Genomic DNA, 15,307 nt, shown 5'->3' with positions numbered 1-15,307 from the left:
CCGGGCGGGTCACCCCTCCGCGAGCCGAGCAGGGAACCCGCCCGTCGCGATCGGACCCCACCGCTCGATGGTGATCCGCACTATGGACTTGCCCTGCTCGACCATGGCCGCGCGGTACTCGTCCCAGTCGGGGTGCTCCTTGCCGGCTGCGGCGCGGAAGTAGTCGACCAGCGGCTCGACCGACTCGGGGATGTCCAGCACCTCGGCGGTGCCGTCCAGCTGGACCCAGGCCTCGTTGAAGCCCTCGCCGAGCGCCATGAACGACGCCGCGGGCCGCTTCCTCAGGTTCCGCACCTTTGCCCGCTCCGGGTAGGTGGAGACGACGACGCGCCCCTGCGGGTCTACCCCGTACGTCACGGGGCTGAGCTGCGGGGCGCCGTCGGCCCGGCTGGTCACGAGGATCCCGTTGCGGCGCGAGCGGAGGAACTCCAGCAGCTCGTCACGGGTCACTGTGGTGTTGGTAGCGATCGTCCTGGGCATGCGCAGCAGGGTACGCCAGGCAGGGCAGGAGCCCTGGCGACGGCTCGCCAGGGCTCCCTCCCACCGGGTCAGACGCCGGCCGGGCTCGGCGCTGTCGGAGCGGGCGTCGCGGGGCTCGGCTCGGCAGGGCCGGGTTCCGGTGACGCATCCGTCGGCGTGTTCTCGCTCGGCTGGCCGAGGATCCACTCCGTGGAGAACAGGACCTTGTCGGTCAGCCGCAGCATCTCGTCGCGGATGCCGACGTGCGGCGTGGAGAACGCGAGCCGCGCCACCGACTGCTTGCCGGGCGCCTCGGCCCAGTAGTCGATCAGGAGCAGCGGGACGTCCTGGCCGCCGACCTCCTCGGAACCGTGCGTGAGCCGGATGTGGCGCAGGAACGGGCCGGACAGGGTCTCGGTGCGCGTGAGCGCGTCGTCGGGACCGAGGTTGGCCTCGAGGCGGTCCTGGATGCGCTGGAGGTGGCTGGTGCTGCCGGCCTCGGGCCCCAGGTCGTGCCAGTAGAGGGTCACGTTCAGCGCGAGCGCCGTCTCCTGGCCGGGCAGGAGCAGGTAGGCCATGACCTTCCCGCCGGCGGCCTCCGCCTTGTCGGCCACCTCGATCATCTTCTGCCGCAGGTCGCGCCGCAGGGGTGCGGAGCGGTCGCTCAGCTTGACCGTCTGCTGCTTGACGATCTCGCGGATCTGACGTTCGCGCTGCTCGGGCTCGTCGAGCTCGATGATGGCCCAGTGGTCGGGCAGGTTCAGCTCGATGCCGATGCCGCGGAACCCGCCGGGGTCCTCGACCGTGCCCAGGGCGTGCAGGGCCTCGCCGCTGATCCCTGTACCTGTCTCGTCGAACAGCCCGGTCGGGTCGTCGGCGGGCGGCTGCGGGTCGAGGAGGGCCAGGGTCTCGGCGACCCCCAACGACATCGGGCTGGGCCCGGCGGGGTCGATGACCACCTGCTCGAGCGCGGCGCCGTGCCGGGTGATGAACGGCGCCAGCGACTCGCGACGGCGCAGGCTGAAGGCGCGGTCCGGTGCGTCCTGGAGGAACGCCGACAGCGTCTGGGTCGAGGAGAACAGGTGCAGCTGGTAGGGCTTGTCCGAGCCCTCCGGCGCGGGGAACACCTGTACCTGGGGTGTGCCGTCCTCGCGATCGAGGATCGGCACCACGACTACGTCGTCCCGCAGGGACCGGCCGACGGCGGCGCGGTCGCCGGCGGCGAGAGCGAGGGCGAGGGCAGCTGATCCGACGTCGGACCGCGGCGCGACGGAGGCTGGGGGCCGCTGAGGCTCGGGCGGCGTGGGGCTCTCCACGGATGGAACGTCGGTCATGCCTGCTTACTCCTGGTGGTCGTCATGGTCGGGGCGCCGAGGCAACAATCAGCCGTTCGGCCTGGCCAGCTTGAAAAGCCGGGCGAGCTCGTCGTAGAGCTCGTCGACGATGGCGTAGCCGGCCTGGCCGGGGTTCGGCAGCTGGAACAGGAATGACGTACCGATCACGGTCTTCACCGCTTGGTCTCCGGCTCGGAGCTGGTCGTTGAGGAACTTGAGAACCGCGCGCCAGTCGAGCTGGTCGCCGGTCGAGTCTCCGCTGACGTCGGCGATGTACGCCGCGACGACCTTCGGCGTGACCTCCACCCCGAAGTACACGTGGGCGAGAAAGGTCTCCGGATCGTCGTAGTAGAAGTCGATGTTCTCGCCGAGGCTGGGGAAAGCCTCAGCCAGTTCGACGGCGAAGGTCTCGTCGGACTGTGTCACTTGCAACCACCAATTCCATAGGCGCTCAGTCGTCCCTTGTACTGCCCGGCGTGTGCGTCGTCGATGGCCGAGATCATGCCCTTGACGGCGGGCTTGTCGACCTCGGTCAGCTCGATGACCTGAGCCGTCCTTCTCGTCTTTCCGATCGGTATCCCGTCCCGCATCTTGACCAGGCGGCTGCGGTACTGGCTAGTGCTGGCGACGTGGTCGACCCCGTTCGTGAGCTGCCCGGTCAGGACCTCGTTGTTCGCCGCGGCCAGGGCGGTGCCGTCGCCGATCGGGTTGGCGCTGCCCACTCCGTGCGACAGCGCGTCGAGGATGTTCTGGACCGGCTCGCTGTAGCCACCCGAGTTGTGCACCAGCACGGGTACGTCACCGGCGAGGACATAGTAGGTATGGTCCGTCGCGACACGGAAGTTGTAGACCGTCTCCGACCGGGCCTCGACGTCGACGTGGTCGAGGACCACGTGCCCGTTCGCGGTGACGAGCAGGTCCCCGGGCCGGAGGTCGGCGGCCGCGGTCCAGCCCCGATCGTGCACCATGAACGGGTGCTCTGCGGTCGTGGTGAGGAGAGCGCCCGCGATAGTGAGGTGGTGGAGTGCCGTCGTATGCCGTACGAAGGTCTCCTCGACGACACGCAGCTCGTCCCGACCGGTGGCGACGTTCCGGGCCCAGACCTTGTCCTCGGCCTGGATCTCCTCGATCGGCTTCTCGCCGTCCGCGGTGCGGATCATGGTCCCCGCGGTGAAGCACGCGCCGAACCTGAACTTGCACCAGGCGTTCTTCATGCCCTGCTTGACGCCGCCCTTGAACGCTCCCTTGGCGATGGCCTTGGACAGCCCCATCGCGGCCTTCGCGGCACCACCCAGACCGATGAGCGAGAGTGCCGCACCGGCGATCGCGAGGCCCGCCTCAGCCCACGACCGTTCACCGGTCGCGGCCAGGGTGATGTTCGCGACCGCACTGACTATCGCGGCAACAGCGGCGATCACGAGGAGCACCCCGGCCAGTGCGGTGCCCACGATCGGGATGAACGCCACGATGATCGCCAGGATGCCGGCGATCATGGAGATCATGTCCGCGATATCAGCGATCGCCGCGACGAGCTTGGAACCCCAGTCCTCCCACCACCCGTCGTTCAGATCATCCGACCCGGTGATCTCCTCGATCCGATCGATCGCATGCTCCGCGGCACGGTTACGGTCCGACACCGCGGACTCGATGCTCGACTTCGCCGAACTGATGGCGCCGGCCGCCTGGTCCGCCTCGCCGTCGGCCTGCCGCGCCTTCTGCTCGTACTCCGCCTTCTCCGTCTCGTCCTTCGCCGAGTCGGCCAGGTCCTGCCACCGGTCCTTGGACCCCGACGCGGCCTGCGCCGCATCCTGCGCATCCCGCGCCTTGTCCAACGCGGCCAGCGTCTCGGACTGAACGCGTTCCAGGGAGGAGGCGTACCCGACCAGGGCCTCCCCGGCTGCGACATACCGGCCGTGCGCCTTGCGGATCTCGCCGACGGTGTCTTCCTTGGTCGCCATCAACGCATCCACCGCCTGCGACACGGTGCCCTCGACATCCAGCCGGGACATCGCCGACGCGGCGTTGTCGATCGAGCTGGCGACCTCCAGATACTCCTGCCCACCCGAGAGGACCAGCACCGGGTCACCCGGCGTCGGGTCCGAGTCCAACCCCACCGGCGACCAATCAGACGGCCTCACACTGCACCGTTGGCAGGTGCGGAGCCATTGCCCGAGACGCCGTCGGCCAGCTGCCGGTCCACGTCCGAGAACGCGTCAGCGACCTGCGTCGAGGACTCCGCCAGCATCCGCAGGTTCGCCGTCATCTTCTCCCGCGTGTCATCCCACTTGTGCGCAAAGTCGCGCACCACGCCCGCCAACCCCTCGTGCCCCACGGCACCGGCGATCCGGTCACTGTTCGCGTTCGCGTTCTCGAACTCGTTCGCCACCGTCGTCAGGCTCGAACCGAGCTCACGCACCGCGTCCAGGTCCATCTTCAGATCAGCCATCGCACACCCGCCCTTTCACCAGCAGTCGCCCGTCTGAGCAGCGAGGATACTGGGCGTGCGCGCGGCGGGCCATGGGTTTAGGTACCCATGGACACCAGCTGGCCGGACGAAACCGGCAACCTGGGCCGCAAGGCAGCCGGGGCAGGGAACCAGTACCACCGATTAGACTTCCGACGGCGCACGCTGCGCCCCGCTGTCGGACCGCCCCCTGGCGACGAACGGCGGAAATCACCCCACGCTGGAAGGACCTCTCAGTGCTCCGCACCCACACGGCCGGCTCACTACGGGCCGAGCACATCGGCCAGACCGTCACCCTCACGGGTTGGGTCGATCGCCGCCGTGACCACGGGGGAGTGGCGTTCATCGACCTGCGTGACGCGTCGGGCATCACCCAGGTGGTCATCCGCGACGAGGAGATCGCCCACCCGCTGCGCGCCGAGTTCGTGCTGCAGGTCACCGGTGAGGTGAGCCGCCGCCCCGAGGGCAACGCCAACCCGAACCTCGCCACCGGCGAGATCGAGGTCATCGCGTCCGAGGTCATCACACTGAACGAGTCGGGCCCGCTGCCGTTCCAGGTGTCGACCGCGCTCGCCGACACCGAGGTGATCGGCGAGGAGGCTCGGCTCAAGCACCGCTACCTCGACCTGCGCCGTCCGGCACCGGCCGCCGCGCTCCGCCTGCGCGCCAAGGCCAACCAGGCCGCCCGCCGCGTGCTGGACGAGCAGGACTTCGTCGAGATCGAGACGCCGACGCTCACGCGCTCCACCCCGGAGGGCGCGCGCGACTTCCTGGTCCCGGCCCGCCTGGCGCCCGGCTCCTGGTACGCCCTGCCGCAGTCGCCGCAGCTGTTCAAGCAGCTGCTCATGGTCGGCGGCATGGAGCGGTACTACCAGATCGCGCGCTGCTACCGAGACGAGGACTTCCGCGCGGACCGCCAGCCGGAGTTCACGCAGCTCGACGTCGAGATGAGCTTCGTGGACCAGGAGGACGTGATCGCCCTGGGCGAGCAGATCCTGGGCGCGCTGTGGGACCTGATCGGCTACAAGATCACGACGCCGATCCCGCGCATCACCTTCCACGAGGCGATGCGTCTGTACGGCACGGACAAGCCCGACCTGCGGTTCGACAACCCGATCGTCGAGCTCACCGACTACTTCAAGGCCACGCCGTTCCGCGTGTTCCAGGCGGAGTACGTGGGCGCCGTCGTCATGCAGGGCGGGGCTGCGCAGCCGCGCCGGCAGTTCGACGCCTGGCAGGAGTGGGCCAAGCAGCGCGGCGCGCGCGGCCTCGCGTACGTGACGTTCTCGGAGGAGGGCGAGCTCGGCGGCCCGGTCGCCAAGAACCTGTCCGACGACGAGCGCGAGCACCTCGCCAAGGTGACCGGCGCGGCCCCGGGCGACGCCGTGTTCTTCGCCGCGGGCAAGACGTCGGACGCGCGCGCCCTGCTCGGCGCGGCCCGCCTCGAGATCGCGCACAAGACCGGCCAGATCGACGAGGACGCCTGGTCGTTCGTGTGGGTCGTGGACGCGCCGCTGTTCAAGCCGGCCGGCGAGGACGACGACGTCGACCTCGGCTCGTCCGCCTGGACCGCTGTGCACCACGCGTTCACGTCGCCCACCCCGGAGTGGATCGACACGTTCGAGAAGGAGCCCGGCGAGGCCCTGGCCTACGCCTACGACATCGTCTGCAACGGCAACGAGATCGGCGGCGGCTCGATCCGTATCCACCGCCGCGACGTGCAGGAGCGCGTGTTCGAGGTAATGGGCATCGGCCAGGAGGAGGCGCAGGAGAAGTTCGGCTTCCTGCTCGACGCCTTCGCCTTCGGCGCCCCGCCGCACGGCGGCATCGCGTTCGGCTGGGACCGCATCGTCGCCCTGCTGACGAAGTCGCCGTCGATCCGCGACGTCATCGCCTTCCCGAAGTCCGGCGGCGGGTTCGACCCGCTGACCGCGGCCCCGGCGCCGATCACGCCGGAGCAGCGCAAGGAGGCGGGCGTGGACTTCAAGCCGGAGGCGGCGGCGCCCGTGGGCGCGCCAACGGCTTGACCCCTGGCACCTGGGCCCTGGCCGGAGAGAACCTCTCCGGCCAGGGCCTTCGGCGTGCCCGGAGGAGCCGTGGCAGCACCGGTGACTCGCGCGTCTCCCGGGCAGGTCTGCGCCCGGGCTGGTTAAGTGGTGGAGGGGCGCCGGTCCCGACGCCCCCTGGCTCCGTGACCAGGAAGGCAGCCTGATGACCCAGAACGACGGTGGCTCACCGTACGAGCCCAAGCCAGATCCCGAGACGCCGCCCACGCGGCCTCTGCCTGAGCCGTCGCGCGGTGGGGAGCGGCCGCCGGCCTCGGGTGGCCGGCAGGAGCCGCCCTCTGGCGGGCCGGCGGAACCGGGCGAGACCGCGCCCTACGGGCGGCACGAGGCGACACCGTACGGGCAGCCCGGTGCGCCCGGGGCCTACGGGCAGCCCGGTCCGCCGGCGGCGGCCCAGTACGGGTACGCGTCGACGCCGCCCAAGAACGACCTGGGTGTCTGGGCGCTGATCACGGGCATCCTCAGCTTCATGCTCTGCCCGCTGCTGCTCGGCATCGCCGCGATCATCACGGGCACCATGAGCCGCAAGGCCGCCGACCAGGGCCTGGCGAACAACCGCGGGATGGGCACGGCGGGCCTGATCCTGGGCTGGGTCAACGTGGCGCTGTCGGTGGTCGGCATCGTCCTCTTTGTCATCCTGCTGGCGGCCGGTGTGATGTCCGGCAACTGGAACGACCTGAACAACCTGAACGACCTGAACGACATGAACAACGGCACCTACTGACCTCCCGGCCTGGCGGTACGTGGGGAGGCCTCCCCATGCTTATTTCGTGCCGCATAGGGCGTCCTACCTGTAGGTTTGGCTCCTCCGCGCCGGGGCAGCCCGGCCCATCGCGATCAGAGAGGCAGCACGATGACCCAGCCTGACGGTGGCCAGTCGCCGTACGACCCGCCGCAGCAGCCGCTGCAGCCCGAGCAGGGCCAGCAGACGCCGCCGCCAGGAGCAGTCCCCGGGCAGCCCGCCCCGTACGAGCAGTCGCCGTACCAGCAGCAGGCGCCGCAGGGACCGGCCTACGCCCAGGGCGCGCAGCCTTACGCCTACGGTGCCGCGCCGCTGCCGAAGAACAACCTGGGCGTCTGGTCGCTCGTGCTGGGCATCCTGGCCGTGCTGGGCTGCGGCATCCTCACGGGTATCGCGGCGATCGTCACCGGTCACAAGAGCCGCAAGGCCCAGCGGGAGGGCCAAGCCGACAACGGTGCCATGGGCCTCGTGGGCATCGTCACCGGCTGGGTCGGCATCGCGTGGACCACGGTCCTGGTCGGCTTCCTCGTCGTCGGCGCGATCATGGCGGCCACGGCGGTCAACGACCCGGCGTTCCAGGAGGAGCTCCGGGAGAGCTACGAGCAGGATCTCGGCGACACCGGTCAGACCATGGATCCTGAGCTCGAGGAGCTCATGGACGAGCTCGAGAACCTCGAGAACGGCTGAGTCCCTCTCCCAGCCGTCGGTCGGCCCGCCGCATCCGAGGTGAGTTCTCCCTCGGGGTGCGGCGGGCTGACTCGTCCTCTCCCGTCCGCGCCGCCTGGCGCGGCTGAGCCCGGAAGGCCGCACCATGACCCATACCGACGACGGGCACTCCCCGAACGACGCGCCGAACCAGCCGGCCGTCCCGCAGCCGCCGGGGGAGCAGCCGCAGTCCCCGCCCATGCCCTCGCCACCCGCCGGTCCGGCGTACGGGCATCCCGTGCAGTACCCGTCGGGCCAGCCGTTCCAGGGTCCTGCGGGCCAGCCCGCGCAGTACCCGTCGGGGCAGTACCCCTCGGGTCAGTTCCCCTCAGGGCAGCAGTTCCCCTCTGGACAGCTGCAGCCCTACCCGCCGCAGGGCCCGCCTCAGTACCAGTACGGCCCGCCGCCGCAGTATGGCTACCCGGCCGCGCCGCCAAAGAACGACTTGGGCGTCTGGTCGCTGGTGACCGGCATCCTGAGCTGGATCCTCTGCCCGCTCATCCTCGGCGTCGTCGCGATCGTTACCGGGAACGCCAGCCGGAAGGCGGTCCGGGACGGCCTGGCGAACAACCCCGGGTCGGCGACGGCCGGACTCATCCTGGGCTGGATCAATGTGGGGCTGGCCGGTGCTTTTGTGCTCTGGTGGCTCGCCATCCTGATCTTCGGGCTCATCGGCGCGGCGTTCTCGGTCTCCCAGGCATAACTCGATCAGGCCGCTCGGCGCGGTGCACAGCGCCCGGCACGCACTATGTGGAAGGTAGGACCATGAGCCAGCCCGACGAGTGGAAGTCGCCGTACGACCCACCGCAGCAGCCGAGCACCCCGGAGCCCGGCTCCGGCCCAGTGCCCGACCGTGGCCCCGCGCCCGCGTCGGCACCGGACCAGGCGGGACCGCCCCGCCCCTATCAGGAGCCGTACGAGCAGCGCTATCAGCAGCCGTACCTTCAGCAGCCCGCGGCGGGGCCCGCGTATCAGCAGGGATCCGAGTACCGGCTCGGGCCCTACCAGCCGCCGCAGGCCGGGGCGCCCTACGGGTACTCCGCGCCACCCGAGAAGAACGCCCTCGGCGTGTGGTCCCTCGTGCTGGGCATCCTCAGCGTCGTCATGTTTTTCAGCTGCCTGGTCGGCTTCCTCGCGGCCATCCCCGCGGTCATCACCGGGCACCTGAGCCGCAAGGCGCAGAGGGAGGGCCTGGCGGACAACGGCGGCCTCGCCCTCGCCGGCATCATCACGGGCTGGGTGACGATCGGCCTGACGATCCTCCTGATCATCGGGATAGCCGTGCTGTTCAGCATCCCGGACTTCCGGGAGGGCTTTTTCAGCGAGACCAGCTCCAGCTACTGATCGGGTGACCGGGGGTCGTCACGCCGCGGGAGCGGCGTCGGCGAAGTAGCCGTCGGGGCGGACCAGCAGGGTGGTCGCTCCGCCGTCGGCCCGGCGGACGAGGACCCGCTCGGCGGGATCCACCTCGCCGGGCGCACGTCCCATCTCCGGCACCGGCGCCCCGGCAGGGGCGACCAGGACGAACCGGCCCGCGCGGAGCGCCTCGGCGAGGCGCGACCCGCCCTCGAGCGGTAGGTCGCGGGCCCGCGTCCCGACCAGCGGGTGCGCCCCGCGGGGGCTCGGGTAGGCGACGCCCAGCGCCGACACGGTGAGCGCTGCCCGACGCCGGATCGGGCTGACCTGTGACACCATCCCGATGACGGCCGTCCGCAGGGCCGCGATCAGCGGCCCCTGGCGGGTCGCGATCCGCAGGATGCCGCCGCTGGCCCGCAGGACCTGCCGCCCGACGGGGTGCCGCTCGGCGTCGTAGCTGTCCAGGATGTCGACGCCGCGCAGCGCGGCCGCGAGCTTCCAGCCGAGGTTCGCGGCGTCCTGCAGCCCCGTGTTCATGCCGAGCCCGCCCGCGGGGCTGTGCACGTGCGCGGCGTCGCCGGCCAGCAGCACGCGGCCCTTGCGGTAGGTCGGGGCCTGGCGTTCGTCGGCATGGAACCGGGACAGGAAGCGCGCCTCGGCCATGCCGTAGTCGTCGTGCAGGGTGGCTCGTGCGATGGACCGCACCTCGTCGAGGTCGACCGGCTCGTCCTCGCCCACGTCCCGGTTGCCGTGCCAGCCGATGAACCGGTACCAGCCGTCGCCGAACGGGGCGAGGAAGCCGAGCGAGTCGTTCGCGGCCGCGACCGTGAGGAGGTCGGGCGGCTCGCGGGTCAGCCGCACGTCGGCCAGGACCATCGAGCGGATCACGGCGCGGCCAGGGAACGGGATGCCCACCGCGTCCCGCACCGTGGAGTGGACGCCGTCGGTGCCCACCACGTACTCGGCGCGCAGCGTCGAGCCGTCGGCCGTGGTGACGGTGACACCCAGGCCGTCCTGGGTCAGGCCGGTGACCTCGGCGTCGTGCCGGAAGACGGCACCGGCCTCCTCGGCGCGGCGGCGCAGCAGCCGCTCCACCTCGTACTGGGGCGCGACGAGCACGTACTGGAACCGCGACGGCAGCTCCTTCAGGTTGATGGTGAGGCGCTGGAAGAGCCGCAGGCGGTCGACGGGCTGCCCCTTCCCGAGCAGCTCGTCCGCGAGGCCGCGCGCGTCGAGCACCTCCAGGCTGCGGGCATGCACGGCGAACGCGCGGGTCAGGTTGCTCAGGCCGGCCGGGCGCTTCTCCAGCACGGTGACGCGTACCCCGGCCGTGGCGAGGTCCCCGGCGAGCAGGAGGCCGGTCGGCCCTGCCCCGACGACTACGACGTCCGTGTCCATGATGTCCTCCTGGTTCTCCGGCCAACGACTGTTTGCCAACGCTTGTTGACCACCGTAACCGAGCCGACGGGCGGAGGTCAACGCATGTTGGCATACAGTTGTTGACATGACAGACCCCGATGCCCCGAGGCGCCGCTCCGACGTGACCCGCACCGCGATCCTGGACGCGGCACGGGAGCGCTTCGCGTCCGACGGCTACGAGCGCGCCACGGTGCGCGCCATCGCGCAGGACGCCGGGATCGACCCGTCGATGGTCATGCGCTATTACGGCTCCAAGGAGGGCCTGTTCTCGGCGGTGATCGACGTCGAGCTGGTCCTCCCGGACCTGGGCGCGATACCGGTCGACGACGTCGGGGCAGTGCTGATCGGCCACTTCCTCGACCTGTGGGAGAACGACAGCGTGCTGCAGACCCTCCTGCGCGTCGGAGTGACGAACGAGGCCGGGGCCGCGCGGATGCGTGCCGTGTTCGCCGGCCAGATCCTGCCGCTCGCCGAGCAGTTCGTCGTGACCAGCCAGGACGCGGCGCGCCGCGCCGCGCTCGTAGCCTCGCAGGTGCTCGGCATGGCGCTGGTGCGGTACGTGCTGAGGTTCGGGCCTGCCGCGGACATGCCCAGGGCCGACGTCGTCGCCTGGCTCGGGCCCACCGTGCAGCGCTACCTCACGGCGAAGGCGCCGTGACCAGGCCGGGGCGCCGTGAATCACGTTGCGCCTCGGCGAGGGCCGTGTCAGTCTGGGGCCGCTCCTGCGGGTGTGCCGCGCGTGTGAGGGAGCGATGCGAAGGACTGTGATGACAGACATCTCCCGGTACGAGAACACCTCGCGCTGACGTCTGCCCGCATTGCGGTACCCGGCGTCGGCACCAGCCACCACCCCGGGAGTCCTTCTGTGTTTTCCAACCCTTCTGTCGTGCTGCACGACGTCACCTTTGCCTGGCCCGACGGCGCCGTCGCGCTCGATCACGTCTCCGGCGCGTTCGGCCGGGGTCGCACCGGCCTGACCGGCCTCAACGGCGCCGGCAAGTCCACCCTGCTGCGCCTGGTCGCCGGCCTGCTCACGCCGACGTCGGGTCGGATCGTCCTGAGCGGCACCGCCGACTACCTGCCGCAGCGGATCACGCTGGACGCCTCACCCCACGAAATACCCTCGGTTCGTTCCGGCATTTCGCGCGGACCCCGGGGGATCGAGGCCACGGTCGCCGACCTGCTCGGCATCTCGCCCGTCGTGCGTGCCTTGCGTGCGATCGAGTCGGGCGACGTCGACGTTGCGCACTTCGACGCCGTCGGCGACGACTGGGACGTCGAGGAGCACGCCGTCGCCCTGCTCTCGGCGACCGGGCTGCCCACCGGGCTGGACCGGTCCGTCGCTACCCTGTCCGGCGGCGAGGCCGTGCTGACCGCGATCACCGGGGTCCGGCTGCGCCAGTCGAGCGGGAGCTCCGCCGTCGCGCTGCTCGACGAGCCGACGAACAACCTGGACGGTGCCGCCCGCGAGCGCCTCTACGAGCTGGTGCGGGGCTGGAAGGGCGCGCTCGTCGTCGTCTCGCACGACCTGGCGCTGCTGGAGCTGATGGACGACACGGCGGAGCTGCGCGCCGGGTCCCTGACCACGTTCGGCGGCCCGTACTCGGAGTACCGGGCGTGGCTGGAGGTGCAGCAGGAGGCGGCGGCGCAGGCGCTGCGCTCCGCCGAGCAGACGCTGCGCCGCGAGAAGCGGCAGCGGATCGAGGCCGAGGAGCGGATAGCGCACAGCGAGCGCAAGGGGCGTAAGGACGCCGCGAACAGCAAGTTCGTCAAGGCCGCGATCAACGACCGCCGCAACAGCGCGGAGAAGTCACAGGGTGCTCGGCGCGGTCTGCTGGACGACAAGGTCGATGCCGCCCGCGCGGCGGTCGACCAGGCGGAACGGGCGGTGCGCGACGACGACCGGATCTCCGTCGACCTGCCCGATCCGGGGGTGCCCGCGGGCCGGCGGCTGGCGGTGCTCCGGGGCGCGGACGGCCGGGAGATCGTGATCCAGGGTCCGGAGCGGATAGCGCTGACGGGCCCGAACGGCGTCGGGAAGACGACGCTTCTGGAACGGCTGCTGGCGGGCACGGCTGGGAATGCGTCCGGCCAGGGATCGGGCGGCGCTGCGGACGGCGGGGGAGCTGACGGCGAGCCGACGGCGGCGTCCGGCGAGCTGCTGACCGACCGCAAGGCGTACCTGCCGCAGCGGGTCGACGTCCTCCCGGATGCATCGGCGGTGCTGGACGCCGTGCGTGAGGGTGCACCGCACGTGCCGCCGGGAGAGCTGCGCAACCGGCTGGCGCGGTTCCTCGTGCGAGGTGCGGCGGTGGACCGGCTGGTCGCGACGCTGTCGGGCGGCGAGCGGTTCCGGGTCACTCTGGCCCGGCTGCTCCTGGCCGACCCTCCGGCGCAGCTGCTGGTGCTGGACGAGCCGACGAACAACCTCGACATCGCGAGCACGGACCAGCTGGTGGACGCACTGTCGGCGTACCGGGGCGCGCTGCTCGTGGTGAGCCATGACGGGGCGTTCCTGGAGCGGCTGGGCCTGGACGCGGAGATCCACCTGGACGCGGCGGGCAATCTCACGGAGGAGCGGCGGTAGCGGGTCCGGGAACCCAGATGCGCCGGACCTATGCGTAAAGATGTGCGTATGACCTCCATCCATGAGACCACCATGTCCACGGAGCTGGACCCGGCCAACCCCTTCGCCGCGCCGTCCGGCCTCCCGTACGAGCTGCCCGACTACTCGGTGATCCGCGAGGAGCACTACGAACCCGCCATCATCGCGGGCATGGCGGCACACCGAGCCGAGGTCGAGGCGATCGCCACCGACCCGGAGCCCGCCACCGTCGAGAACACCCTCGAGGCGCTGGAGCGTGCGGGGCAGCTCCTGGGGCGGGCGGCGACGGCGTTCTACAACCAGCTGCCCTCCGACTCGACCCCGGGACTGGAGGACATCCAGGAGCGGCTCGCGCCGCTGTTCGCGGCCCACCAGGACGCGATCCTGATGGACGCGCGCCTCCACGAGCGCGTCAAGTCCCTGGCCGACGCCGCCGCGGCCGGTGCCCTCACCCTCGAGCCCGACACCGCGTACCTGCTCGAGAAGCTCATGACGCGGTTCAAGCGGGCCGGCATCGCGCTGCCCGGAGCGGACCAGGAAAAGCTGCGCGACCTCAACGCGCGGATCACGTCGCTGCAGGCCGGCTTCGGGCGCAAGCTCCTGGCCGGTGCCAACGAGGCGAGCGTGCTGGTGACCGACGAGGCCGAGCTCGCCGGCCTGTCCCCGGACGCCAAGGCCGGTGCCAAGGCCGCCGCCGCGGCTCGGGGCCAGGAGGGGTGGCTCCTGGAGATGCAGCTCTTCACGCACCAGAACGTGCTCGCGTCCCTGCAGGACGCCGGGCTCCGGGCGCGCGTCCAGGAGGCGTCCATGGCCCGTGGCGCCACGGGCGGCGAGAACGACACCCGCGAGGTGCTCCTCGAGCTGGCCCGGCTGCGAGCGGAGCGCGCGCAGCTTCTCGGCTACGAGCACCACGCCGCGTACATCGCGGCCGACGCGACGGCCGGCACCACCGCCGCCGTCAGCAAGATGCTCGCCCGGCTCGCGCCCGCCGCCGTCGCCAACGCGAAGCGGGAGGCGAGCGAGCTCGCGAAGGTGAGCGGGGCGTCGTCAGGCGGCGAAGGCGGCCCGGGTACCGTGGCCGCCGCCGACTGGTCCTACCTCAACGAGGCGGTGCGCAAGGAGCGGTTCAACCTGGACGACGCCGCCCTGCGCCCCTACCTCGAGCTCGAGCGCCTGGTGCACCACGGCGTGTTCAAGGCGGCCGGGCTCCTCTTCGGGCTGTCCTTCGCCGAGCGCACGGACCTGCAGGGCTACCACCCGGACGTACGGATCTTCGAGGTGTTCGACGCGCCCGAGCCGGGGGAGCCGAACACCGGCCTCGGCCTCTTCCTCGCCGACTGGTACACCCGTGAGTCCAAGCGCGGCGGGGCCTGGATGGACAGCCTCGTGACGCAGAACCACCTGCTGGGCCAGAAGCCCGTCGTGGTGAACAACCTCAACATCGTCAAACCGCCGGCGGGCGAGCCCACGCTGCTCGTGTGGGACGAGGTCACCACACTGTTCCACGAGTTCGGGCACGCGCTGCACGGGCTGCTCAGCGACGTGCGCTACCCGTCGCAGTCGGGCACGTCCGTGCCGCGCGACTTCGTGGAGTACCCGTCGCAGGTCAACGAGATGTGGTCCTGGGAGCCGGAGATCCTGAAGTCGTTCGCTGTGCACCACGTCACCGGCGAGCCGATGCCGTCCGAGTGGGTCGACACCATGCTCGCCTCCCGCATCTGGGGCGAGGGCTTCGCGACGACGGAGTACCTCGCCGCCGCGCTGCTCGACCAGGCGTGGCACCAGCTCGCGCCGTCGGAGGTCCCGGCGTCGGTCGAGGACGTGCTGCCCTTCGAGGCGGCGGCGCTCGCCGCGGCCGGGGTCGATTTCGAGTCCGTGCCGCCGCGATACCGCACCACCTACTTCAACCACATCTTCGGCGGCGGGTACTCGGCCGGGTACTACTCGTACATCTGGTCGGAGGTGCTCGACGCGGACACCGTCGAGTGGTACGCGGAGAACGGTGGCCTGACCCGCGAGAACGGTGAGGCGTTCCGCCGCAAGCTGCTCGCGCGCGGCGGGTCGCAGGACCCGCTGGCGTCGTTCGAGGACCTGCGGGGACGGCCGGCGGACATCGCGCCGCTGCTCAAGCGCCGCGGCCTGGCCTAGGCACTCCAC

Annotated in this window: 14 protein-coding genes; 8 read left to right on the top strand and 6 right to left on the bottom strand. The window is 71.1% G+C overall.

Annotated features, from left to right (window positions below; genetic code table 11):
- Positions 1-9 precede the first annotated feature (9 nt).
- The 5 genes from IE250_RS00870 to IE250_RS00850 all read right to left on the bottom strand — a co-directional run bounded on the left by IE250_RS00870 (position 10) and on the right by IE250_RS00850 (position 4,239).
- The gene (locus tag IE250_RS00870) at positions 10-480 is read right to left on the bottom strand and encodes a PPOX class F420-dependent oxidoreductase (protein ID WP_189667393.1); all 471 of its coding nucleotides are present in this window, start codon (positions 478-480) and stop codon (positions 10-12) included.
- A gap of 68 nt (positions 481-548) precedes the next feature.
- Positions 549-1,793, bottom strand: a complete 1,245-nt coding sequence (locus tag IE250_RS00865) for an SseB family protein (protein ID WP_189667392.1) — start codon at positions 1,791-1,793, stop codon at positions 549-551.
- Positions 1,794-1,841: 48 nt separating this feature from the next.
- A complete protein-coding gene (locus IE250_RS00860; RefSeq protein ID WP_229872032.1) occupies positions 1,842-2,219 on the bottom strand; it encodes a hypothetical protein in 378 nt (125 codons plus the stop codon).
- Entirely contained in the window at positions 2,216-3,907 is a 1,692-nt protein-coding gene (locus IE250_RS00855; protein ID WP_189667390.1) for a polymorphic toxin-type HINT domain-containing protein, read from the bottom strand. Before IE250_RS00855 ends, IE250_RS00860 begins: the two co-directional genes overlap by 4 nt.
- Positions 3,908-3,927: 20 nt before the next feature.
- Entirely contained in the window at positions 3,928-4,239 is a 312-nt protein-coding gene (locus IE250_RS00850) for a hypothetical protein (protein WP_229872031.1), read from the bottom strand.
- A gap of 254 nt (positions 4,240-4,493) precedes the next feature.
- Here IE250_RS00850 and aspS point away from each other — a divergent pair, with 254 nt between their 5' ends.
- The 5 genes from aspS to IE250_RS00825 all read left to right on the top strand — a co-directional run bounded on the left by aspS (position 4,494) and on the right by IE250_RS00825 (position 9,114).
- On the top strand, positions 4,494-6,284 hold the full coding sequence (gene aspS / locus IE250_RS00845) for an aspartate--tRNA ligase (protein WP_189667389.1): 1,791 nt from the start codon (positions 4,494-4,496) through the stop codon (positions 6,282-6,284).
- A 184-nt stretch (positions 6,285-6,468) separates the two neighbouring features.
- Positions 6,469-7,047, top strand: coding sequence for a DUF4190 domain-containing protein (locus IE250_RS00840; protein ID WP_189667388.1), 579 nt, complete (start codon positions 6,469-6,471; stop codon positions 7,045-7,047).
- A gap of 129 nt (positions 7,048-7,176) precedes the next feature.
- Complete coding sequence (locus IE250_RS00835; RefSeq protein ID WP_189667387.1) at positions 7,177-7,752, top strand: DUF4190 domain-containing protein; 576 nt, start codon at positions 7,177-7,179, stop codon at positions 7,750-7,752.
- A 124-nt stretch (positions 7,753-7,876) separates the two neighbouring features.
- The gene (locus IE250_RS00830) at positions 7,877-8,473 is read left to right on the top strand and encodes a DUF4190 domain-containing protein (RefSeq protein ID WP_189667386.1); all 597 of its coding nucleotides are present in this window, start codon (positions 7,877-7,879) and stop codon (positions 8,471-8,473) included.
- A gap of 62 nt (positions 8,474-8,535) precedes the next feature.
- The gene (locus IE250_RS00825) at positions 8,536-9,114 is read left to right on the top strand and encodes a DUF4190 domain-containing protein (RefSeq protein WP_189667385.1); all 579 of its coding nucleotides are present in this window, start codon (positions 8,536-8,538) and stop codon (positions 9,112-9,114) included.
- 18 nt (positions 9,115-9,132) lie between these two features.
- On the opposite strand, the gene IE250_RS00820 is transcribed toward IE250_RS00825, so the two are convergent.
- Complete coding sequence (locus tag IE250_RS00820; RefSeq protein ID WP_189667384.1) at positions 9,133-10,632, bottom strand: FAD-dependent oxidoreductase; 1,500 nt, start codon at positions 10,630-10,632, stop codon at positions 9,133-9,135.
- On the opposite strand from IE250_RS00820, the gene IE250_RS00815 reads away from it, so the two are divergent.
- The 3 genes from IE250_RS00815 to IE250_RS00805 all read left to right on the top strand — a co-directional run bounded on the left by IE250_RS00815 (position 10,631) and on the right by IE250_RS00805 (position 15,298).
- Positions 10,631-11,203 carry a TetR/AcrR family transcriptional regulator gene (locus tag IE250_RS00815; RefSeq protein ID WP_189667383.1) on the top strand — a complete coding sequence of 191 codons (573 nt, stop codon included), beginning with the start codon at positions 10,631-10,633 and terminating at the stop codon, positions 11,201-11,203. The two genes, IE250_RS00820 and IE250_RS00815, sit on opposite strands and share 2 nt — an antisense overlap.
- 228 nt (positions 11,204-11,431) lie before the next feature.
- The gene (locus IE250_RS00810; protein ID WP_229872030.1) at positions 11,432-13,132 is read left to right on the top strand and encodes an ATP-binding cassette domain-containing protein; all 1,701 of its coding nucleotides are present in this window, start codon (positions 11,432-11,434) and stop codon (positions 13,130-13,132) included.
- Positions 13,133-13,180: 48 nt separating this feature from the next.
- A complete protein-coding gene (locus IE250_RS00805) occupies positions 13,181-15,298 on the top strand; it encodes a M3 family metallopeptidase (protein ID WP_229872029.1) in 2,118 nt (705 codons plus the stop codon).
- Positions 15,299-15,307: the final 9 nt, after the last annotated feature.

The organism is Promicromonospora soli (assembly GCF_014653785.1).
In the GTDB taxonomy this organism is placed as follows: Bacteria; Actinomycetota; Actinomycetes; order Actinomycetales; family Cellulomonadaceae; genus Promicromonospora; species Promicromonospora soli.
The sequence above is the reverse complement of the archived record's forward strand: the minus strand, read 5'-3'. Positions and strand labels throughout refer to the sequence as shown.

Excerpts from the sequence above, each read along its gene's own strand:
- IE250_RS00870 (WP_189667393.1), bottom strand. The coding sequence starts at position 480 with ATGCCCAGGACGATCGCTACCAACACCACAGTGACCCGTGACGAGCTG.
- IE250_RS00865 (WP_189667392.1), bottom strand. The coding sequence starts at position 1,793 with ATGACCGACGTTCCATCCGTGGAGAGCCCCACGCCGCCCGAGCCTCAG.
- IE250_RS00850 (WP_229872031.1), bottom strand. The coding sequence starts at position 4,239 with ATGGCTGATCTGAAGATGGACCTGGACGCGGTGCGTGAGCTCGGTTCG.
- IE250_RS00840 (WP_189667388.1), top strand. The coding sequence starts at position 6,469 with ATGACCCAGAACGACGGTGGCTCACCGTACGAGCCCAAGCCAGATCCC.
- IE250_RS00835 (WP_189667387.1), top strand. The coding sequence starts at position 7,177 with ATGACCCAGCCTGACGGTGGCCAGTCGCCGTACGACCCGCCGCAGCAG.
- IE250_RS00830 (WP_189667386.1), top strand. The coding sequence starts at position 7,877 with ATGACCCATACCGACGACGGGCACTCCCCGAACGACGCGCCGAACCAG.
- IE250_RS00825 (WP_189667385.1), top strand. The coding sequence starts at position 8,536 with ATGAGCCAGCCCGACGAGTGGAAGTCGCCGTACGACCCACCGCAGCAG.
- IE250_RS00815 (WP_189667383.1), top strand. The coding sequence starts at position 10,631 with ATGACAGACCCCGATGCCCCGAGGCGCCGCTCCGACGTGACCCGCACC.
- IE250_RS00820 (WP_189667384.1), bottom strand. The coding sequence starts at position 10,632 with ATGTCAACAACTGTATGCCAACATGCGTTGACCTCCGCCCGTCGGCTC.
- IE250_RS00805 (WP_229872029.1), top strand. The coding sequence starts at position 13,181 with ATGACCTCCATCCATGAGACCACCATGTCCACGGAGCTGGACCCGGCC.